Genomic DNA, 20,649 nt, shown 5'->3' with positions numbered 1-20,649 from the left:
GCTTTCGATCCGGAAAATCAGGCGCGTCGCCTAGGGCTTCCCGAACGCGACGCGTCCTTTGATTTTTTCAGGCGGCGCCGATGCGCAGCAGGTCGTGCAGATGAACCAGTCCCACGAGCCGCCTGCCTTCGACCACCATCAGGCTCGTAATGGCCGAATTGTTGATAATCTGCAGCGCCGTCGCCACCAGCGTGTCCGGTGTGGCCGTCTTCGGCTTTTTCGTCATCACCTGATCGACGCTCATTTCCATGAGATTGCTGCCGATGTGACGCCTGATGTCGCCATCGGTGATGATGCCCACCAACGCGCCATCCGCCGTCGCGATCGCCACGCAGCCGAAGCCCTTGTTCGACAATTCGAGGATCGCCTCGCGCATGCCCGTGCCGGAAGCCACCAGCGGCAGCCTTTCGCCGACATGCATGATCTCGTGGATCTGCGTGAGATTGGCGCCGAGCTGGCCGCCGGGGTGGAACGTGCGGAAATGGTCGGGCGTGAAGCCGCGCGCTTCGAGCAGCGCTATGGCCAGCGCATCGCCGACCACCAGTTGCAGCAGGGTCGATGTCGTCGGCGCCAGACCGTGCGGGCAGGCTTCCGGCGCGGACGGCAGGAGCACCACCACGTCGGCCGCGCGCGCCAGCGCCGAGGCCGCGCCCGCGGTAATCGCAATCAGCGGGATCGAGAAGCGCCTGGAATAGGCGACGATGCCCATCAATTCTTTGCTCTCGCCGGACCATGACATGGCGATGATGGCATCGTCTCTGGCGATCATGCCAAGGTCGCCATGATTGGCCTCCGCCGGATGGACGAAGAAGGCAGGCGTGCCGGTCGAAGCCAGACTGGCCGCGATCTTAGTGCCGATATGGCCGCTTTTGCCGACGCCGGTGACTATGACACGGCCATTGATGCGCGACACCATGTCGACGGCGCGGGCGAAAGGTTCGGCCAGTTCGTTCTCCAGCGCGGCGGCCAATGCCGCCACGCCGGCCTGTTCCGTGGCTACCGTTCTCAGCGCCGAGGCGACCGAAGCCTCCAAAGGCTTCTTTTCTGGGGATCCCGCATGCATGGCTGATGCGATTAGCGCTTTGCCGTTCGCCTGTCCAACAGAATTGCCGTCCAGCCATGTCGTACAGGCACACCTTCAACCCTCCGTTAACCATCCCCGTTTACGGTTCGGTAAGTATGGCGCGCTTGCGCCGCGCAAGCAGTGGTGACGATGTCGCGGGCCCAGCCTCAAGAGAAAAAAGGTCGAACGGGCAGAGCCTTTTGCGCTCTGCTTCTGGCGACGAGCGTGCTCGCTTTGCTGCGGCCAACTGCGCTTCATGCCCAGGAGACCGAGCTGCGCGGCGAAGTTTCGGAATCGGCGATCCTGTCCGACCAGCAGCGCCGGGCCAGGCAATTGAGCAAGGCCAACACGCAGGTCAAGCCCGCCCCTGCCGACACCGCCCCCACGGGAAACACGCCAACCGCTTATGTGCCGGCCAGCGATGGCGCCTTGCCTGACGACACCGACCCGTCACAGGCCGGCGCAAACAGCATTTTCGACCCGCCGGCGACCATCGACGATTCGTTCGCCGACAAGCCGCCAACCGTCCAGCCACGCCGGCCATCGACGGCAAAACAACGCGCCGCCGCGGATGCAGACAAGGCCAAGGACAAAACCAAGGCTGCCGACAAGAAGAAGCCTGGCAAAGCCACGGACCAGACCACCACCGGAACGACTCCGGACGGCACTGCGGCAGGCGACGCCGATCAGGACACAGCGAACCGCCGTGTCCTCACCGTCGGCGGTGTCGACCGACGAAAGCTCGACCCCGGCGCCGAGCGCACCGGCGCCATCGAGGGCCAGAAGAAGAAGCTCGAGGACGACCCGTACGCGGCAACCGGCATCAAGGTCGGCTCGTTCCTGCTGCGGCCGACGCTCGAGCAGGGCGTTGCCGTCACGTCGAACGCCGATTCCAGCGCTGGCGGCAAGTCGGCGGTGCTGTCCGAAACGGCGCTGCGTTTCTCCGCCGCCTCCGATTGGCGCGAGAATTCGGCGGTCATCGACGGCTACGGCAATTTCCGCAACACCATTTCGGGCCAGAAGATCAATGAGGCACGCGGCCGTATCCAAGGCACGTACAATGTCGACCTCGACAATGAACTGCGCGCCATCGCCAAGCTCGGCTACGAGATTGCGCCGGAATCGGCCTCCGCGCCCGACGCCATTGCCGGCGTCACCTCGCAGCCGATCCGCCAGACTGTCGACGGCAGCCTCGCCGTCGAGAAGGATGTCGGCAAGCTGCGCTTTGCGCTGACCGGTGCGGTCTCCCACGACATCTATGGCGACGCCAAGCTAACGGACGGCACCGTGTTGTCGCAGAAGGATCAGGACAACACGCTCTATACTGCAACGTTGCGGACCGGCTATGAAATTTCCCCGGCTCTGACGCCCTTTGCCGAGATTGAGCTCGGCCGAAGGGTATATGGCCAACGGATCGACAACAAGGGCTTCGAGCGCTCTTCGACCCGGCTTGGCGCACGCGCCGGTATCGAAGTCGACATGGGCGAGAAGCTCAAAGGTGAGTTCTCGGCTGGCTGGCTGAGGGAAGCGATCGACGACAAGAACCTGGAGGCGATTTCGGGAGCCACCATCAATGCCGACCTCAAATGGTCGCCCGAGCGCGGCACCATCATCGGCCTCACCGGGCAAACCACGGTCGAAGGCACGACGAACGCCGGTGAGAGCGGCGACATCCTCTATTCCGGCCGCCTCACCGGCGAGCGGCAGATCCGCGCCGACCTGACCGGCAACGCAGCCCTTGGGCTCGACTGGCGCAATTACACCGGCTCCGATGGCCATGACATGACACTAAGTGCAGAGGCCGGGCTGACCTGGTGGCTGAACCGTTATGTCGGCCTCACCAGCCGCGCCCGCACCGAAAAGCTGACCAGCAATCTGCCCGGGCGCAACTACACCGCCAACAGCATCTATTTGGGGCTGAAGCTGCAGCGGTAGCTAAAAAGCAGCGCCGCGACGCTCGGATGGCTTCATCTCATCGAGCAGCGTGCGGATGACGCCGGCCATGTTCTCGTTCATGTCGCTGCGCCACAGCGCGAAGGCGACATTGGCCTCGACGAACCCTTCCGGCGATCCGCAATCGAAGGTGCGGCCCTGAAAGTGGTAGCCAAAGAAGGGCTGCTGTTTTTCCAGCTTCAGCATCGCGTCGGTGAGCTGGATCTCGTTGCCGGCGCCCTTTTCGTGGCTTTCCAGAATCTTGAAAATCTCGGGCTGCAGGATGTAGCGGCCGTTGATGTAGAGATTGGACGGTGCGGTGCCGGTCTTCGGCTTTTCGACCATCTCGGTGATGCGGAAGCCGTGATGCGTGTCCTCGCCTCGGCCGACAATGCCATATTTGTGGGTTTCGGCCGGATCGCATTCCTGCACCGCGATGATGTTGTTGCCGGTCTCCTCGTAGAGCTCGACCATGGCCTTCATGCAGCTCTTTTCCGACTGCATGATCATGTCGGGCAGCAACAGCGCGAAGGGTTCGTCGCCGACCAGTTCCCGGGCGCACCAGACGGCGTGGCCGAGCCCCATCGGCACCTGCTGGCGGGTGAACGAGGTCTGCCCCGGCGCCGGCTGCAGCCGCTGCAAGCGGGCCAGCTGGTCGTCCTTGCCGCGCTGTGCCAGCGTATCATAGAGCTCGAACTGGATATCGAAATGGTCTTCTATGACCGCCTTGTTGCGGCCGGTGACGAAGATGAAATGTTCGATGCCGGCCTCGCGCGCCTCATCGACGACATACTGGATGACCGGCCGGTCGACGACGGTCAGCATCTCCTTGGGAATGGCCTTGGTGGCCGGGAGAAACCGTGTGCCGAGACCGGCGACCGGGAAAACTGCCTTGCGAACTCGTTTCATGCGTCAATTATCCGTTTGAGGGCGTGCCCGGCAATCCCGCCTCGCGACATTTTCGCGCCGGAATTGGGGATTATCGGGCCATTGAGGGAAACATCAACCGGTAAAGCATCCAGGTGTCTTTTCGTTCCAGGCGCCGCCTATGGTAAACCAATTGCTAACCCGGTTCGGCGATGAATGGTCTTTCCTGAGATAGAGAAAGGGGAAAATATGTCCGTTCGCAGTGCCGCAAAACTCTTTACCAGCGTGCTGACGGCGGCCAGCCTCTCGCTCGCCTTGCTGATGCCGGCCGGACCGGCCTCCGCCGATGCCGGGTTTCGGCAATGGGTCGCCGGCTTCCGCGCCACGGCCGTGGCGGGCGGCGTTTCCGGCGCGGTCTACGACCGGGCGTTCCGGGGCATCAATGAACCCGACCCGGTGGTGCTGGAAAAGGCACGCACCCAGCCCGAATTCACCGCACCTGCCTGGGACTATTTCGACAACCGCGTCCACGACCAGTCCGTTGCCGTCGGCCAGCAGATGGCCAAAAAATGGAGGCCGTGGCTGGACCGGATCGAGGCGAGGTTCGGCGTCGACCGCTACATCCTGCTCGCCATCTGGTCGATGGAATCGAATTACGGTGAGATCCTCAAGCGCGACGACATCATGCGCAATGTCATCCGCTCGCTGGCAACCCTCGCCTATGGCGACCCGAAGCGTTCGAAATTCGCCCGCACCCAATTGGTCGCCGCGCTGAAAATCCTGCAGACCGGGGACATCGACGAAAGCCACCTGATGGGCTCCTGGGCCGGCGCCATGGGCCAGACCCAGTTCATCCCGACCAGCTACCAGCATTATGCCGTCGACATGGACGGCAACGGCAAGCGCGACATCTGGAATTCGATCCCCGATGCGTTGGCGACATCAGCCAATCTGCTGAAGAAGAATGGCTGGCAGGGCGGCAAGACCTGGGGCTACGAGGTTACCATTCCGGCCGGCAAACTGCCTGCCGGCTCGAAGACATTGGCGCAGTGGCAGGCGCTCGGCGTCGCCAGGGCCAATGGCAAGCCGTTCAAGAACGCAACCGACAAGGCGACGCTGAAAGTGCCGGACGGCCGCGGCGGACCGGCATTCCTGATGATCAAGAACTTCTCCGTCATCAAGGCCTACAACAACGCCGACAAATATGCCCTGGCCGTCGGCCTTCTTGCCGACGAAATCGCCGGCTCTAATGGTCTGGTGCAGGACTGGAAGCGGCCCTTCACCAAACTGTCCTTCGAGGAAAGGCAGGAGTTGCAGAAGCGGCTTTCGCAGCACGGACTTTACGACGGCAAGTTCGACGGCAAGATCGGTGACGGCACGAAAACCGCCATCATGACCTATCAGGCAACGGTCGGCTTGACCCAGGACGGGTATCCGAGCATGGAAGTGCTCAAATGGCTCAGAAAGAAATAGAGCCGGCGACGGCAGCGCGCATCTGCGACGCGCAAGGGATGCCGTAGCATCGGTCTGTGCATGATCCCCTGCGAGGGCCATGCACCAAGGGATGGAGAGGGTGCTTGGTTCCGGCAGCGCGTATCCGTGTGATCGTTTTCCGCTTGCCGATCCTCATTCTGGCCATCGTCGTCCTGGCGACGGGGGTCGCCGGCACTTTCCACACACCGGCTTTGGCGCAGGAACAACCGCAGAACCGCGGCTGGTCGCTGCGCGACCTTCTGTTCCCGCGCCGCAGCGAACGCATCGAGCCGCCGCTCGACGTCCGCAAGGCAAAGCCGAAGGTCAAGAAGAAGCCCCGTGCACCGGTTGAACCTTCCGCTCCGATTGTCGAGAAGACACCGGATGCCCGCGTCATTCTGGTGATCGGCGATTTCATGGCCAACGGCCTGGCCGAAGGCCTCGAAACAGCCTTTGCCGACAATGCCAACGTCAGGATCGTCGAGCGCGCCAACGGTTCTTCGGGTTTCGTGCGCGATGATGTCTACAACTGGCCCGAACAGGTCAAATCGCTGGTCGAGACCGAAAAACCCTCCGTGGTCGTCGTCATGCTCGGCTCCAACGACCGCCAGCAGATGCGCGTCAACGATGTGCGCGAGCAGCCGCGCTCCGAGAACTGGACCAAGGAATACGAACGCCGGACCGAAGCCTTGGGAAAGGCACTGGCGGCGACCAAGGTGCCTTATCTGTGGGTCGGCATGCCAGCCTTCAAGACGCCGAAGATGACCTCCGACATGCTGGCATTCAACGACATCTACCACTCGGCTGCCGAGAAGAACGGCGGCGAATTCGTCGATGTCTGGGATGGGTTCGTCGACGAGAACGGCGCCTTTGTCTCGACCGGCCCCGACATTAACGGCCAGGCCGTGCGGCTGCGCTCCGACGACGGCATCAACGTCTCGAAAGCCGGCAAGCGAAAGCTCGCCTTCTACACCGAAAAGCCGCTGGCCAAGATCCTCGGCCTGGCAGCGCCGGGAAGCGTGGTGACGGCTGCCGCACCGGCCGGCGCCCCGGTCGAGGCGCCGTCGCTGCCCGCCGCCCCGATCGTGGTCGACCGCACCGTTCCGATGCTGCTCAACGATCCGGCGCTCGACGGCGGTACCGAACTTCTCGGTGCGGCGGCGGCGCCGAAAGCCAATCCGGATCTGCCCGGCGAAAAACTAATCCTCGAAGGCAAGGCGCCCGAGGCCTCGCCCGGCCGCGCCGACGACTTCTCGTGGCCGCCCAAGGCCGCTGCCGCGACGGATACGACGACGGCGATCAACCGTTAACGGGGGAGTACCGTCGACCCCATCAGCGCTTCATCGATCGAGCGCGCGGCCTGGCGGCCTTCGCGGATCGCCCACACAACCAGCGACTGGCCGCGGCGCACATCACCTGCGGCGTAGAGCTTGTCGACGCTGGTCTTGTAGTCGCGATCATTGGCTTCGACATTGCGGGAACGGCGGCTGTCGGTGGTGATTTTCATCTCACCGTCCAGCTCTTTCGCGACGCCGGCGGCAGCCGGTCCGGCAAAGCCGATGGCGATGAAGGCGAGGTCTGCACGGATGACGAATTCGGTGCCGGCGATCGGCTTGCGCTTCTCGTCGACTTCACAGCATTTGACGCCGGTCAGTTGGCCGTCCTCGCCGATGAATTCGAGCGTCGCCACCTGGAATTCGCGCTCCGCACCTTCGGCCTGTGAGGACGAGGTGCGCATCTTGGTCGCCCAGTAAGGCCAGACCGAAAGCTTGTCTTCCTTCTCCGGCGGCTGCGGGCGGATGTCGAGCTGGGTGACGCGCACCGCGCCCTGGCGGAAGGCGGTGCCGACGCAGTCGGACGCGGTATCGCCGCCGCCGACGACGACGACATGCTGGCCGCCGGCGATGATCGGATGCGACGGCCAGGCCACCGACTGGATCGGCTCGCCGCCAACGCGACGGTTCTGCTGCACCAGATAGGGCATGGCGTCATAGACGCCGCCGAGATCGTCGCCCGGAATGTTGGCCGGACGCGGCGATTCCGAACCGCCGCAATAGAGCACCGCATCGTATCCGGCGAGCAACTCTGCCACCGGCTTATCGACGCCGACATTGACGCCGCAATGGAAGGTCACGCCCTCGCCCTGCATCTGCTCGATGCGGCGGTCGATATAGTGCTTCTCGATCTTGAAGTCGGGAATGCCGTAGCGCATCAGCCCGCCGGGACGGCTCTCACGCTCATAAACGCTGACCTCGTGGCCGGCGCGGCCAAGCTGCTGCGCCGCCGCCATCCCTGCCGGGCCGGAGCCGATGACAGCGACCCGCTTGCCCGTCTTCTTCTCCGGCGGATAAGGCCGGATATGGCCGGTTTCATAAGCCTTGTCGGCGATTGCCTGTTCAACGGTCTTGATGGCAACCGGAATGTCCTCGAGGTTCAGCGTGCAGGCTTCCTCGCAGGGCGCGGGGCAGATGCGGCCGGTGAACTCGGGGAAATTGTTGGTCGAATGCAGGTTGCGGATCGCATTGTCCCAGTCGCCATTGTAGACGAGGTCGTTCCAGTCCGGGATCTGGTTGTGGATCGGGCACCCGGTCGGCCCGTGGCAGAACGGGATGCCGCAATCCATGCAGCGCGCGGCCTGTTTCTCGACCTCCTTGTCCGACATCGGCAGCGTGAATTCGCGGAAATGCCGGATGCGGTCGGAGGCCGGCTGGTACTTGTGCACCTGCCGGTCGATTTCGAGAAAGCCTGTTACCTTGCCCATAGTCCAGTTCCTGCTGTCCAGATGGTGCGGTTTTCGCACCCGTTAACCCCTTGAGGCAGCCGTGGCAACCTTGCATCCGAGGTCAAACTGTCGCTGAAAGTTCCGCCGGGAAGCCTGCGCCTCCCGGCAAGTCGAAAAACCTATTCCGCCGCCACGCCCATGCGCATGCGTTCCATCTCGATCAGCGCGCGGCGGTATTCGACCGGCATGATCTTGCGGAATTTCGGCCGGAAGGTCGTCCAGTCGTCGAGTATCTCGCGGCCGCGTACCGAACCGGTGAAATGGACGTGGTTCGAGATAAGCTGGTAAAGCCGTTCCTCGTCATGGGTGGTCATGTCGCCCGAGACGTCGACGCGACCCTTGTGGTCGAGGTCACCGCCATGATGCAGCAGCCTTTCCATCAGATCGTCTTCTTCCGGAACCGGCTCCAGCTCGACCATCGCCATGTTGCAGCGCGCGGCGAAATCGCCGGCCTCATCCAGAACATAGGCCACGCCGCCCGACATGCCGGCAGCGAAGTTGCGACCGGTCTGGCCGATGACGACGACGATGCCGCCGGTCATGTATTCGCAGCCATGATCGCCGACGCCTTCAACGACGGCGGCGACGCCCGAATTGCGCACCGCGAAGCGCTCGCCGGCGACACCTGCGAAATAGGCCTCGCCCTCGGTCGCGCCATAGAGGACGGTGTTGCCGACGATGATCGATTCCGCCGCGACGATCCTGGACTCCTCCGGCGGCCGGATGACGATGCGTCCGCCCGACAGGCCCTTGCCGACATAGTCGTTGGCCGCACCGACGAGATCGAACGAGATGCCGCGCGCCAGGAAGGCGCCGAACGACTGGCCGGCGGTGCCGGTCAGCTTCACCTGGATCGTGTCCTCGCGCAGGCCCTTGTGCCTGAAGCGCTTGGCGACTTCGCCCGACAGCATGGCGCCCGTGGAGCGATCGACATTGCGGATGTCGACCTCGATCTTGACCGGCTGCTTGCTTTCGAGCGCGGGCTTCGCCAGTTCGATCAGCTTGCGATCGAGTACATCGTCAATCGGGTGTTTCTGCCGTTCGGTCCAGTGCACCGCCTCATGCGGCGCGTCCGGCTTGAAGAACATCTTGCCGAAATCGAGCCCACGCGCCTTCCAATGCTGGATCATCTCGCGCTTTTCCAGCAGGTCGCTGTCGCCGATGATCTGGTCGATATGGGTGTAGCCCATCTCGGCCAGCAGCCCCCTCACCTCTTCCGCAACATAGAAGAAGAAGTTGATGACATGCTCGGGCGTGCCCTTGAAACGCTTGCGCAGAACCGGATCCTGCGTCGCGACGCCGACCGGGCAGGTGTTCAAGTGGCACTTGCGCATCATGATGCAGCCGGCCGCGATCAGCGGCGCGGTCGAGAAGCCGAACTCGTCGGCACCGAGCAGCGCACCGATGATGACGTCGCGCCCCGTGCGCAAGCCACCATCGACCTGCAGTGCAACGCGCGAGCGCAGCCCGTTCAGCACCAGCGTCTGGTGCGTCTCGGCAAGGCCCATTTCCCATGGACTGCCGGCATGCTTGAGCGAGGTCAGCGGCGACGCGCCGGTGCCGCCATCATAGCCGGAGATGGTGATGTGGTCGGCGCGCGCCTTGGCGACGCCCGCCGCAACCGTACCGACACCGACTTCCGACACCAGCTTTACCGAGACGTCGGCCGCCGGGTTGACGTTCTTCAGATCGTAAATCAGCTGCGCCAGATCCTCGATCGAATAGATGTCGTGATGCGGCGGCGGCGAGATCAGGCCGACGCCGGGCGTCGAGTGCCGGACCTTCGCAATGGTCGCGTCGACCTTGTGGCCGGGCAGCTGGCCGCCCTCACCGGGCTTGGCGCCCTGCGCGACCTTGATCTGCATGACATCGGAATTGACGAGATACTCGGCGGTGACGCCAAACCGCCCCGAGGCGACCTGCTTGATCGCCGAACGTTCGGGGTTCTTGCCGCCGCCGGGCAGCGGCAGATAGCGGTCGGCCTCTTCGCCGCCCTCGCCGGTGTTCGACTTGCCGCCGATCTGGTTCATGGCGCGCGCCAGCGTCGTGTGTGCCTCGCGCGAGATCGAGCCGAACGACATCGCCCCTGTCGAGAAGCGCTTGACGATATCGGCCGCCGACATCACGTCCTCTATCGCCACCTTCTTGCGGCCGGTCTCTTCCGCAAGCTTGATCCTGAACAGGCCGCGTATGGTCTGAGCACGGGCCGTCTCGCTGTCGATCTGCGCGGAATACTCCTTGAACGTCTCCCACGAGCCCTGACGCACGGCGTGCTGCAAGGTGGCGACGGCGTCGGGCGACCACATATGGGCTTCGCCGCGCATGCGGTACATGTACTCGCCGCCGACCTCGAGGCTGTTGCGCAGCACCGGATCGTTGCCGAAACCGTCGGTGTGGCGGCTGAGCGTCTCGGCCGCGACCTCGTCCAGGCCGACACCTTCGATCAGCGTCGCTGTGCCGGTGAAGTACTTCTCGACGAAATCCGATTTCAGCCCGATGGCGTCGAATATCTGCGCGCCGCAATAGGACTGATAGGTGGAGATGCCCATCTTCGACATCACCTTGAGGATGCCCTTGCCGATCGACTTGATGTAGCGCGAGACCACCTCGTAGGCGTCAACCTCAGCCGGCAGTTCGCCACGCTTGTGCATGTCGAGCAGCGTATCGAAGGCAAGGTAGGGGTTGATCGCCTCGGCGCCGTAGCCGGCGAGACAGCAGAAATGATGCACTTCGCGTGGCTCGCCGGATTCCACGACCAGGCCGACCGCGGTGCGCAGACCCTTGCGGATCAGATGGTGGTGCACGGCAGCCGTCGCCAGCAGTGCCGGAATGGCGATACGGTCGGGACCGACCTGGCGGTCGGACAGGATGATGATGTTGTAGCCGCCGGCGACAGCGGCTTCCGCCCGCTCGCACAGACGCTCGACGGCGCCCTGCATGCCGGCCGCGCCCTCGCTCGACCCGTAGGTGATGTCGATGGTCTTGGTGTCGAAACGGTCCTCGGTGTGGCCGATCGAGCGGATCTTTTCCAGATCGCCATTGGTCAGGATCGGCTGGCGCACTTCGAGCCGCTTGCGGCGCGAATTGCCGACCAGGTCGAAGATGTTGGGCCGCGGCCCGATGAACGAGACAAGGCTCATCACCAGTTCCTCGCGGATCGGGTCGATCGGCGGGTTGGTGACCTGGGCGAAATTCTGTTTGAAATAGGTGTAGAGCAGCTTCGACTTGTCCGACATCGCCGAGATCGGCGTGTCGGTGCCCATCGAACCCACGGCTTCCTGGCCGGTGGTCGCCATCGGCGACATCAACAGCTTGGTGTCTTCCTGGCTGTAGCCGAAAGCCTGCTGGCGATCGAGCAGGCTGACATCCTTGCGCAGCGCGCGCGGCTCGACCGGCTTCAGATCCTCGAGGATCAGCTGCGTGTTGTTGAGCCAGGTCTTGTAGGGATGCCTGGTGGCGATCTCCGACTTGATCTCCTCGTCGGAAATGATGCGGCCCTTGGCAAGGTCGATCAGAAGCATGCGGCCAGGCTGCAGCCGCCACTTCTTGACGATCCTCTCCTCCGGCACCGGCAGCACGCCGGCTTCGGACGCCATGATGACGCGGTCGTCGTCGGTGACGATGTAGCGCGCCGGGCGCAGACCGTTGCGGTCGAGCGTGGCGCCGATCTGGCGACCGTCGGTGAAGGCGACCGCGGCCGGCCCGTCCCACGGCTCCATAAGGGCTGCGTGGTATTCGTAGAAAGCCTTGCGGTCGGCATCCATCAGCTTGTTGCCGGCCCAGGCTTCCGGGATCAGCATCATCATGGCGTGGCTGAGGCTGTAGCCGCCCTGGAACAGGAATTCGAGCGCATTGTCGAAGCACGCCGTGTCGGACTGGCCGTCATAGGAGATCGGCCACAGCTTCGAGATGTTGTTGCCGAACAGTTCGGAATCGACCGAGGCCTGGCGCGCCGCCATCCAGTTGTTGTTGCCGCGCACCGTGTTGATCTCGCCATTATGCGCGACCATGCGGTAGGGGTGCGCGAGCTTCCATGACGGGAAGGTGTTGGTCGAGAAGCGCTGGTGGACGAGGATCAGCGCGGTCTCGAAACGCGGATCCGACAAATCCTTGTAATAGGCGCCGACCTGGTAGGCCAGGAACATGCCCTTGTAGACAATGGTGCGCGCCGATAGCGACACACAGTAGGCGCCGATATCCTTGTTGTTGTTCTCGGCGTAGATGCGGCCGGAAATCACCTTGCGCAGCAGGTACAGCCTGGCCTCATATTCCTCGTCATCTGGAATGTCCGATGTGCGGCCGATGAAGACCTGGCGATGGAACGGTTCGGAGGCCGCGATATCAGGCGCCTTCGACAGCGATGAATTGTCGACCGGCACGTCGCGAAAGCCTAGCAGCGGCAGCCCTTCTGACAGCGCCGATTCGGCGATGATCTCTTCGATATGGGCGCGCAGTGCCGCATCCTGCGGCATGAACCAGTGGCCGACGCCGTATTGGCCTGCCGCCGGCAGTTCGACGCCCTGGGCCGCCATCTCCTCGCGGAAGAAACGATCGGGGATTTGCACGAGCACACCGGCGCCGTCGCCCATCAGCGGATCGGCGCCGACAGCGCCGCGATGCGTCAGGTTTTCGAGCACGAAGAGCCCGTCCTTGACGATCTGGTGCGACTTCACGTTCTTCATGTTGACGATGAAGCCGACGCCGCACGCGTCATGCTCGTTGCGCGGATCATAGAGACCCTGCGCGGCCATGCCATTGGTGGTCAGGCCGTTGGTGGTCTGGCCTTCTTTGGTCAGAACGGTATTTTTAACGGCTGCCGCTTTCGTCTGCGCGGCCTGGCCGATAATCGCAGATGGCGTCAGTTCCGTCATCGTCCTGTCCTCCGTTCCGGCCCCTTGCACGTCTAGCATTTGGGGCGCTGGTCTACCTTGGGAAGCGACTGGCTTCCGCTCTCATTCTTGCGGCACGTCTTTTCGAAATCCTTGGCGGACCGTGCGGTGCACCGCCGGTTCGTATCCGGTATCGTACAGGCCACAGCCGAGCCGTCTACCCGTCGCTCGCGGCAACGGCCGGAGTGGCCCAAATGATACGCCAATCCAGCCTGACTTGTGCGACAAAATAAGACAGCACTACTGTCCTAAATTTTTATGGCAGAAATCCTAGGCGCACACAAGACCGATTCACCAAATTCTTGGACGTTTGGCGACAGAAAATTACGTCGGGCGCTGTTGAAACGAAATTTCGGTCCCGGCACTCCTTCGTGATCGCCTTTGGCTTTACCGCTTTTTCAGCCCTTGGCCCTTGCGCGTCAAACCCCGAAACGGCCATGGTCGCGCTCTTGTCGCAACCAGACTTTCTCAACCAGGCAGGGACTTTCCTGATGTTCTTTGCATCCGACAACTGGGCGGGCGTCCATTCCAACATTGCCGCCGGGCTGTCAGCCAATGCTGGCGGCTTTTCGACCGCCTATGGCGATGGCGATCTCGACCGGGCCGTCTACCAGCGTTTCAGCGAGATCTTCGAACGCGAGGTCGCGGTGTTCTTCGTCGCTACCGGCACGGCGGCCAACTCGCTGTCCCTGGCCGCTTACAACAAGCCCGGCGGCATTTCCTTTGCGCACCGCGAATCGCACATCATCGAGGACGAATGCGGCGCGCCGGAATATTTCAGCGGCGGCTCGCGTCTCCATGCTGTCGACGGCGCCCTGGGCAAGATCGATCCGCACAACCTTGAACGCGCCGTCGCCCGTTTCGCACCCGAAATCGTCCATTGGGGACGCCCGACGGCCGTCTCGATCACCCAATCGACCGAAGTCGGCACAGTGTACGGGCTCGACGACATTTCCACCATTTCGGAGATCGCCAAACGCTTTTCCCTGCCGCTGCATATGGACGGCGCCCGTTTTGCCAACGCATTGGTCGCGCTTGAGACGACGCCGGCCGAAATGACCTGGAAGCGCGGCGTCGACATCGTCTCGTTCGGCGGCACCAAGAACGGCTGCTGGTGCGCCGAAGCGGTGGTGCTGTTCGATCTAGACCGCGCCAAGGAGTTGTCCTTCCTGCGCAAGCGCGCCGCACAGCTGTTCTCCAAGTCGCGCTTCATCGCAGCGCAGTTCGACGCCTACTTCACGGACGGCCTGTGGCTGGACACGGCCCGTCATGCCAATGCCATGGCCGCGCGCCTGGCGGCTGCGATCGAGGATTCGGCAACGGCGAAGCTCGCCTGGTTGCCGCAGGCCAACGAGGTGTTCGCGGTGATGAAAAAGGCGGAAGCCGAAAGGCTGCAATCCGTCGGCGCAGCCTTTTACGACTGGCACAGGCCGCACGGCTTCGACGGCCATGTCGGCGAGGACGAGTTGCTCTATCGCTTCGTCACCAGCTTTGCCACGACTTCAGATGAGGTCGATCGCTTCGGCCAGATGATCGCCTGAACCCGCGAGACCGCGCCAATGACAAAGCCACCTCTCGGCTCAACCATGCGGCTGGTTCGCCCGGCGCCAAACGTGCTCGGCTTCTACGATGGCCGCGTTGACGGCGTTCGCGCCTGGTCGGACGAGCCGAACTGGCTGGACGACGGCGCCTATGCCCTCGGCATCTGCACCTATGCGATCGTCGATGGTTCGCAGGCGCTTGTCTACGACACGCATATTTCGCTGCCTCACGCGCGCTTCATCAGGCAGACGCTCGAAGACATGGGCGCAACATCGATCCGGGTCGTGCTCAGCCACTGGCATGACGATCATATTGCCGGCAATGAGGTGTTTCAGGATTGCGAGATTATCGCCAACACGCTCACCGCCTCGGCGCTCGCGAACAACCGGGCTGAGATCGAAAGCAGTGTTCCACCGATCAAGCCTCTCGTGCTGCCGAACAGGACCTTCGCAGGCAGTCTTGACCTCGCCGTTGGATCGATCGCCGTCGAACTGCGTCAGGTCGAAATCCACAGCCATGACGGCACGGTGCTGTTCATGCCCGAAACCGGCCTGCTCCTGGCGGGCGACACGCTCGAGGATCCGATCACCTATGTCAGCGAGGCGGATCGGCTGGCGCAACATCTGGTCGATCTCGAACGCATGAGCGGGTGGCCGATAGACCGCATCTTGCCCAATCACGGCTCGCTCGAAGCGATTGAGCGAGGCGGCTACGACAAAGGCCTCATCGCCGCCACGCAAGCCTACGTTCAAAAACTGCTTCGCTGCCGGCGTGAGCCTGATCTTGCGAAGCAGGATCTGAAAACCTTCGGCGCCGACATATTCGCCACGGGCGCGGTCGAGTACTTCGCGCTGTACGAGCCCGTCCACCGGCAAAACATCGAGGCCGTTCTCGCAACCGGCACCGGTCGCTAAGCAAGGAAAGGCCGCGCCAAAAGCTCGAGGCCAAGCAAGATCAGGAAAACAAGAAACCAGCGCCGGAAGGTCGCCGGGCTGATCCGCTGCCGGAGCAACTGTCCGAGCCACATGCCGAGCAAGGCCGGCGCAACCGCCAGCGACGACATGGCGACATGCCCGACCTGGAACGCGCCGTGCGAGGCAAGGCCGGCAGCGAGCGCGATCGTCGACACGGTGAAGGACAGGCCGAGCGCCTGGATCAGATCGTCACGGCTCAAGCCCAGCGCCTGAATGTAAGGTACAGCGGGCACGACGAACACGCCGGTGCCGCCGGTGACGATGCCGGTAAGGAAACCGACGATGGGCGACGACCAGCGCTCGGCTGACGCGGGAACCGTCAACTGCCGCGCCAGCAGCGTATAGACGGCATAGACGATCAGCGCCGCCCCGAGGCCGGCCGTCGTCCATTTGACATTGTCGCTGGCCAGCAGCCATGAGCCGGCCAGCGTGCCGGCGACGATGCCGACCATCATCAGCCACAGCCGCCTGAGGATCCATCCGAAGCTCGGGCCGGCAAACAGCTGCCAGATATTGGTGACGAAGGACGGCACGATCAGCAGCGAAGCCGCGGCGACCGGCGGCATGATTGTGCCCAGCAGCCCCATCGCCAACGTCGGCAGTCCCATACCGGTAACGCCCTTGACGATGCCGGCCAGCAGGAAGGTCACCGCAATGGTTGCCGTTAGGGCCAGGGAAAAATCAGCCGAAAGATCAGACATCGCCCTTCATGGGAAGACGGCGCCCGCCGCAAAAGAGCCAGAACTCTTCGGTTGGGGTGACAGAGGCTGCGGCGAAAAAAAGCGGCGCCTCGCGGCGCCGCTTTCGTCTCGGGAGGAGACGCTTTCAACCTTGGGCGTTGTGACGCCGCCGTCTTGATCACGCGGCGTTCTTGGCCTCGATCTGCTTGGCGTTGGCCGAAGAGGCGGTAATCGCGATCTTGCGCGGCTTCAGCTCCTCGGGGATGTTGCGCTTAAGGTCGACGAAAAGCAGGCCGTTCTTCAGGGTGGCGCCGACGACCTCGACATGGTCGGCAAGCTGGAAGCGGCGCTCGAACGAACGCGAGGCAATGCCGCGGTAGAGCAGCTCGGAGCCTTCGCCATTGCCCTCTTCCTTGCGCTCACCCTTGACGGTCAGCACGTTGCGGTGGGCTTCGATCGAAATCTCTTCGTCCGAGAAGCCGGCAACCGCCATCGAGATGCGATAGGCGTCCTCGCCGGTGCGCTCGATGTTGTAGGGCGGATAGGTCTGCGCGCCATCGGGCTGGGCCAGCGAGTCGAGCATGGTGAACAGGCGGTCGAAGCCGACGGTCGAGCGATAGAGCGGGGAAAAATCAACGTGACGCATGAGGTGTTCTCCTGTTGAGCAACATGTTTGCGTGTGGCCGGTGCGAAACCCTGGAAAGGCGTTTCGGGTGGACCAGCAGCCCCGACATCGGCGGCTGCATCCGACATTTGGGGAGCGCAAAAGCTCATTTCAAGGATCTTTGAAGAGCGCCAATCGAGGCGTCGATGAACGGCAGATGAACCGCTGCTTCGGCGCCCGTTCAGCCGGCCGGCGCTAGAGTGCCCCCAGGATAAAGAACCAGGCGGCGCCGGATGAAAGCGCCGCGACGAGGCCGACCGGGTGTAACGTCCCTTCCTCCCGGATCGACAGAGGCCGGAAGCACGCCGCCGCAGGCTGCTTCCGGCCTTGCTTGTCGTTCGTCCGCCCCCTTGGCGTCCTCCCTTTGCTTTTCATCCATTGGCGTCTATCACCATGCCGACGCCCTGCCGGGTGAGACACCACGAAGACGCAAGCGCCTAATGACGGATCTCTTCCATCCCACGCCAGGCAATCCGCCGCCGCAAAATGTCGCCGGCGGCTTTTTCACCACGCGCGACGGCAAGAAGATCCGCTACGGCCTGTTTGCCGCGGTCACTCGGCCGCTGAAAGGCACCGTCGTGCTGCTGCCCGGCCGCAACGAGTGCATCGAGAAGTATTTCGAAACCATCCGCAACCTGACCGACCGCGGCCTCGGCGTCGCCACGCTCGACTGGCGCGGCCAGGGCGATTCCGACCGGCTGATCGCCGACCCGCAACGCGGCTATGTCCGCTCCTTCTACGATTACACCGGCGACCTCGAACAGTTCTTCGAGGACATCGTGCTGCCCGACTGCCGCGGCCCGTATTACATCCTCGCCCATTCGATGGGCGCCGTGATCGCGCTGCTCGCGGCGCCGTCGATGGTCAACCGGGTGCGTCGAATGGTGCTGATTGCGCCTTTCCTGACGGTGCCCGACTCGCCCGTGTCGGCAAAAACGGCGCGCCGCGTCTGCTCGGTATTGTGCTTTCTCGGCCTCGGTCGGCTCTACGCCGCCTGGGGTCCGCGTCCCAGGGAAACCCTGCCCTTCGCCCTCAACAAGGTGACATCGGACCCCGGGCGCTATCAGCGCAACACGAAAATCTACGAGCACTATCCGCAACTGGCGCTCGGCGGGCCGACGATCCGCTGGCTGCAGGCGGCAATCAAGGCAGGCGAAGCCATCAGCGAGCCCGACTTCATGGCCAGGATCCAGGTGCCGCTGCTGATGATCGCCGCCGGCGCCGATCAGGTCGTCTCGACCAAGGCCGTGGAAGCCTACGCCAGGCGTCTGCGCCTCGGCTCGCTGCTGATGATCGATGGCTCGAAACACGAGATCCTGCAGGAGGCCGATGTCTATCGCGAGCAGTTGCTCGCCGCCTTCGACGCCTTCATACCCGGCAACGACGACCCCACAGCCTGATGCCGCCGGCGCTGCATGTTACGGCGCCTTGAGCTTGCGCCTGCTGACAGCCTTCTGTCAGGAGCAGCGCCGGCAGCACCCAAAGAGCTAAAGATTCTGACAGCCGGTGCCGCCCCGGAATGCTCATCTCTCCGTGTCGAACCGAACGCCAAGGAGATGACGTCATGACCGAGAAAACCTGCGCTGCCTGCGATTGCCAGCTGGACGCCAATCCGATCCGCGTCAAGGTCGGCGGCAAGACCGTCGAGGTCTGCTGTGAGGAATGCGCGATTGCGCTGAACGAAGCCGGCGCATCAGTGGCCGGCAACGGGGAAGCCTGAGCGATGCGCCCCGATCATGCAGCGCAATGCCTCGCACATCAGCCGACAACTCAAACCGCGACGTTCCGGCGGTCCTTGCGGACACAAGGCATCGCGGCGGCCAACTGGATCGGCCGTCAACTGGAAAGGCGCCGAAGCCGCCTTGCCTTGCTCGAAATGACCGACGAACAGCTCAAGGACATCGGCCTGTCGCGCAGCGACGCTCACTGCGAATACATGCGCCGTTTGTGGGACTGAGCCATGGCCGCACGAAGGGCCTGACAGGTGAAGTCTCCTGACAGGTTTGGACAAGCCAATCGCCTAATGTGCCGGAGCAGCTTTCGGCGCAAGGGTAGAATGCAACGGCCATGTCTCAGCTCACCATGTCGCAGTTCACGGTACAGACGCTTCTGGACACCGGCACCGTCAGGGTGAGGGATGTCCTCTGCAGCGGCGAATGCCGGCACAAGAGCGAAGAAGAGTGCACCGCTGCCACGCATCTTGTGTTTCCCTACCGCGGCGTCTTCGTGCGCCATGTCGGCCGCAACGATGCGGTCGCCGAAGCCAACCAGTTGTTGTTCTTCAACAACGCCGAAGGCTACCGGATCAGCCATCCCGTCGAGGGTGGCGATTCCTGCCTCGATCTCGTTGTCGAGGAGGCGCAACTGCAGGAGTTGACGCCGAAGGAGCAGTTGCGCTCGGGCAGCGCCGTGGCGTTTCGTCGTCAGCGCCGCCGCATCGACCCGCGGGCTCAGGCGCTGGTGGCGGTGCTGCGCCACAGCCTGAGCCGCAACATTGCCGAAACGCTGGAGGCCGAAACCCTGGCGCTGACGCTGGTGCGGCGCTCCCTCGGCGAGCGCACCTCGCATGCCGCCGGCGCCAGCGCTGGCCGGCAGAAGCTGGTCGATCGCGCCAAGCTCGTCCTGTCCTCGGATCTTTCGCGGCGCTGGACGCTGGCCGAGATCGCCGCTGAAGTCGGGGTATCACCGGTTTATCTCACGCAGGTTTTCCAGCAGGTCGAGGCGATGCCGCTCTATCGCTACCATCTGCGCCTGCGGCTGGCGCGCGCGCTCGACCTGCTTGGCTGCTACGACAATCTGACCACGCTCGGCCTGGACCTCGGCTTCTCCAGCCACAGCCATTTCAGCTCAGCGTTCAGGCAGGTCTACGGGCGAACGCCGGCGGAATTCCAGCGCTCGATCAAGCCGCGCTGATCGGGTCGACTATCAGCCCCGCAGGGCTGCCATTGCAGCCGCGTGAAGCTCCGGCGTTGCGGCGGCCAGGATGTCGCCGCCCTTTTCCGCCGGACCGCCCTCGAATGTGGTGACGACGCCGCCGGCCTTTTCGATGATCGGGATCAGCGCCACGATGTCGTAGGGTTTCAATCCGGGATCGGCGACGATGTCGACGCTGCCCGAGGCAATCATGGCAAAGGCGTAGCAATCGGCGCCGTAGCGGGCGAGCTGGATCTGTTTCTCGAACGCGTCGTAGCGGGTGCGCGCCTCGCCCTTGAAAAGCGCCGGCGTGGTGGTGAACAAGGTCGCCTCGTCAAGCTTCGTCCTCTTGCGGGTCGACAGCTTCCGCGGCCCGCCGGGGCCTTCGTAGTGGGAGCCGGAAGCGTTGGCGTAGAACAGCTCGCCGGTGAAGGGCTGCGCCATCATGCCGGCGACGGCGTCATCGTCGACCGTCAATCCGACCAGCGTTCCCCACACCGGCAAGCCTGAGATGAAGGCGCGGGTGCCATCGATCGGATCGATCACCCAGACATGCCTTGAGGAGATGTTTTCGCTGCCATGTTCTTCGCCGAGGATACCGTGATCGGGATACTCAGCCGAGATCAGCGCCCGGATGGCGCGCTCGGCCTCGCGGTCGGCCTCGGTGACCGGGTCGAAACTGCCTTTTTCCTTGTTGGCCACCGCGCCCTGTACGCGGAAACGCGGCAAGGTTTCAGCCGCCGCCGCTTGCGCGATCCGGCGCATGAAATCGATGCTGATGTCCACGTGATTCTCCCGCATTACAGAGTGCCAACCCGGTCTGCCGGCACTTTCCCGCCAAAACAAGCCGGTTTATCGATTTATCAGAGA

At 63.4% G+C, this 20,649-nt stretch carries 16 protein-coding genes; 9 read left to right on the top strand and 7 right to left on the bottom strand.

The window, feature by feature from the left end:
- Window positions 1-67 precede the first annotated feature (67 nt).
- Entirely contained in the window at window positions 68-1,063 is a 996-nt protein-coding gene (locus NLY33_RS11790) for a KpsF/GutQ family sugar-phosphate isomerase (protein ID WP_023704013.1), read from the bottom strand.
- 150 nt (window positions 1,064-1,213) lie between these two features.
- Between NLY33_RS11790 and NLY33_RS11785 the strand changes: the two genes are divergently transcribed.
- On the top strand, window positions 1,214-2,998 hold the full coding sequence (locus NLY33_RS11785; RefSeq protein WP_031195922.1) for an outer membrane beta-barrel protein: 1,785 nt from the start codon (window positions 1,214-1,216) through the stop codon (window positions 2,996-2,998).
- Here the strand turns inward: NLY33_RS11785 and galU are convergent, their stop codons facing one another.
- A complete protein-coding gene (gene galU / locus NLY33_RS11780; RefSeq protein ID WP_023704015.1) occupies window positions 2,999-3,904 on the bottom strand; it encodes a UTP--glucose-1-phosphate uridylyltransferase GalU in 906 nt (301 codons plus the stop codon).
- Between the two features lie 207 nt (window positions 3,905-4,111).
- Here galU and NLY33_RS11775 point away from each other — a divergent pair, with 207 nt between their 5' ends.
- Both NLY33_RS11775 and NLY33_RS11770 read left to right on the top strand, forming a co-directional pair.
- Window positions 4,112-5,335, top strand: coding sequence for a lytic murein transglycosylase (locus tag NLY33_RS11775; RefSeq protein WP_023704016.1), 1,224 nt, complete (start codon window positions 4,112-4,114; stop codon window positions 5,333-5,335).
- Between the two features lie 104 nt (window positions 5,336-5,439).
- Window positions 5,440-6,645, top strand: a complete 1,206-nt coding sequence (locus NLY33_RS11770; protein ID WP_023704017.1) for an SGNH/GDSL hydrolase family protein — start codon at window positions 5,440-5,442, stop codon at window positions 6,643-6,645.
- Here the strand turns inward: NLY33_RS11770 and NLY33_RS11765 are convergent.
- Both NLY33_RS11765 and gltB read right to left on the bottom strand, forming a co-directional pair.
- Window positions 6,642-8,096, bottom strand: coding sequence for a glutamate synthase subunit beta (locus NLY33_RS11765; RefSeq protein ID WP_023671207.1), 1,455 nt, complete (start codon window positions 8,094-8,096; stop codon window positions 6,642-6,644). The two genes, NLY33_RS11770 and NLY33_RS11765, sit on opposite strands and share 4 nt — an antisense overlap.
- A 140-nt stretch (window positions 8,097-8,236) precedes the next feature.
- Window positions 8,237-12,988: a glutamate synthase large subunit gene (gltB, locus tag NLY33_RS11760; protein ID WP_023704018.1), complete on the bottom strand. Its 4,752-nt coding sequence runs from the start codon at window positions 12,986-12,988 to the stop codon at window positions 8,237-8,239.
- 509 nt (window positions 12,989-13,497) lie between these two features.
- On the opposite strand from gltB, the gene NLY33_RS11755 reads away from it, so the two are divergent.
- Both NLY33_RS11755 and NLY33_RS11750 read left to right on the top strand, forming a co-directional pair.
- On the top strand, window positions 13,498-14,547 hold the full coding sequence (locus tag NLY33_RS11755) for a threonine aldolase family protein (protein ID WP_023686416.1): 1,050 nt from the start codon (window positions 13,498-13,500) through the stop codon (window positions 14,545-14,547).
- Window positions 14,548-14,565: 18 nt separating this feature from the next.
- Window positions 14,566-15,462: an MBL fold metallo-hydrolase gene (locus NLY33_RS11750; protein ID WP_023707639.1), complete on the top strand. Its 897-nt coding sequence runs from the start codon at window positions 14,566-14,568 to the stop codon at window positions 15,460-15,462.
- Here the strand turns inward: NLY33_RS11750 and NLY33_RS11745 are convergent.
- Window positions 15,459-16,223 carry a sulfite exporter TauE/SafE family protein gene (locus NLY33_RS11745; protein WP_023686418.1) on the bottom strand — a complete coding sequence of 255 codons (765 nt, stop codon included), beginning with the start codon at window positions 16,221-16,223 and terminating at the stop codon, window positions 15,459-15,461. The genes NLY33_RS11750 and NLY33_RS11745 overlap by 4 nt on opposite strands.
- A gap of 157 nt (window positions 16,224-16,380) precedes the next feature.
- Window positions 16,381-16,848: an Hsp20 family protein gene (locus NLY33_RS11740; protein ID WP_023671202.1), complete on the bottom strand. Its 468-nt coding sequence runs from the start codon at window positions 16,846-16,848 to the stop codon at window positions 16,381-16,383.
- A gap of 458 nt (window positions 16,849-17,306) precedes the next feature.
- Here NLY33_RS11740 and NLY33_RS11735 point away from each other — a divergent pair, with 458 nt between their 5' ends.
- The 4 genes from NLY33_RS11735 (at window position 17,307) to NLY33_RS11720 (ending at window position 19,779) form a co-directional block, all read left to right on the top strand.
- Window positions 17,307-18,266, top strand: coding sequence for an alpha/beta fold hydrolase (locus tag NLY33_RS11735; RefSeq protein ID WP_023704020.1), 960 nt, complete (start codon window positions 17,307-17,309; stop codon window positions 18,264-18,266).
- Between the two features lie 164 nt (window positions 18,267-18,430).
- Window positions 18,431-18,586, top strand: coding sequence for a hypothetical protein (locus NLY33_RS11730; RefSeq protein ID WP_023704021.1), 156 nt, complete (start codon window positions 18,431-18,433; stop codon window positions 18,584-18,586).
- Between the two features lie 3 nt (window positions 18,587-18,589).
- A complete protein-coding gene (locus tag NLY33_RS11725; RefSeq protein WP_023671199.1) occupies window positions 18,590-18,823 on the top strand; it encodes a DUF1127 domain-containing protein in 234 nt (77 codons plus the stop codon).
- 125 nt (window positions 18,824-18,948) lie between these two features.
- Window positions 18,949-19,779 (top strand): helix-turn-helix domain-containing protein, encoded by an 831-nt coding sequence (locus tag NLY33_RS11720; RefSeq protein WP_023704022.1) that lies wholly within the window; start codon window positions 18,949-18,951, stop codon window positions 19,777-19,779.
- A gap of 12 nt (window positions 19,780-19,791) precedes the next feature.
- On the opposite strand, the gene hisN is transcribed toward NLY33_RS11720, so the two are convergent.
- Window positions 19,792-20,565, bottom strand: coding sequence for a histidinol-phosphatase (gene hisN, locus NLY33_RS11715; protein ID WP_023707638.1), 774 nt, complete (start codon window positions 20,563-20,565; stop codon window positions 19,792-19,794).
- Window positions 20,566-20,649 lie beyond the last annotated feature (84 nt).

Source organism: Mesorhizobium sp. C432A (genome assembly GCF_030323145.1).
In the GTDB taxonomy this organism is placed as follows: Bacteria; Pseudomonadota; Alphaproteobacteria; order Rhizobiales; family Rhizobiaceae; genus Mesorhizobium.
This window is presented reverse-complemented; position numbering and strand designations above follow the sequence as displayed.

Coding starts and splice junctions, on each gene's coding strand:
- NLY33_RS11790 (WP_023704013.1), bottom strand. CDS start 1,063: ATGCATGCGGGATCCCCAGAAAAGAAGCCTTTGGAGGCTTCGGTCGCC.
- NLY33_RS11745 (WP_023686418.1), bottom strand. CDS start 16,223: ATGTCTGATCTTTCGGCTGATTTTTCCCTGGCCCTAACGGCAACCATT.
- NLY33_RS11785 (WP_031195922.1), top strand. CDS start 1,214: ATGTCGCGGGCCCAGCCTCAAGAGAAAAAAGGTCGAACGGGCAGAGCC.
- NLY33_RS11755 (WP_023686416.1), top strand. CDS start 13,498: ATGTTCTTTGCATCCGACAACTGGGCGGGCGTCCATTCCAACATTGCC.
- gltB (WP_023704018.1), bottom strand. CDS start 12,988: ATGACGGAACTGACGCCATCTGCGATTATCGGCCAGGCCGCGCAGACG.
- NLY33_RS11765 (WP_023671207.1), bottom strand. CDS start 8,096: ATGGGCAAGGTAACAGGCTTTCTCGAAATCGACCGGCAGGTGCACAAG.
- NLY33_RS11775 (WP_023704016.1), top strand. CDS start 4,112: ATGTCCGTTCGCAGTGCCGCAAAACTCTTTACCAGCGTGCTGACGGCG.
- NLY33_RS11720 (WP_023704022.1), top strand. CDS start 18,949: ATGTCGCAGTTCACGGTACAGACGCTTCTGGACACCGGCACCGTCAGG.
- NLY33_RS11740 (WP_023671202.1), bottom strand. CDS start 16,848: ATGCGTCACGTTGATTTTTCCCCGCTCTATCGCTCGACCGTCGGCTTC.
- NLY33_RS11725 (WP_023671199.1), top strand. CDS start 18,590: ATGCGCCCCGATCATGCAGCGCAATGCCTCGCACATCAGCCGACAACT.
- NLY33_RS11750 (WP_023707639.1), top strand. CDS start 14,566: ATGACAAAGCCACCTCTCGGCTCAACCATGCGGCTGGTTCGCCCGGCG.
- NLY33_RS11735 (WP_023704020.1), top strand. CDS start 17,307: ATGACGGATCTCTTCCATCCCACGCCAGGCAATCCGCCGCCGCAAAAT.
- galU (WP_023704015.1), bottom strand. CDS start 3,904: ATGAAACGAGTTCGCAAGGCAGTTTTCCCGGTCGCCGGTCTCGGCACA.
- NLY33_RS11730 (WP_023704021.1), top strand. CDS start 18,431: ATGACCGAGAAAACCTGCGCTGCCTGCGATTGCCAGCTGGACGCCAAT.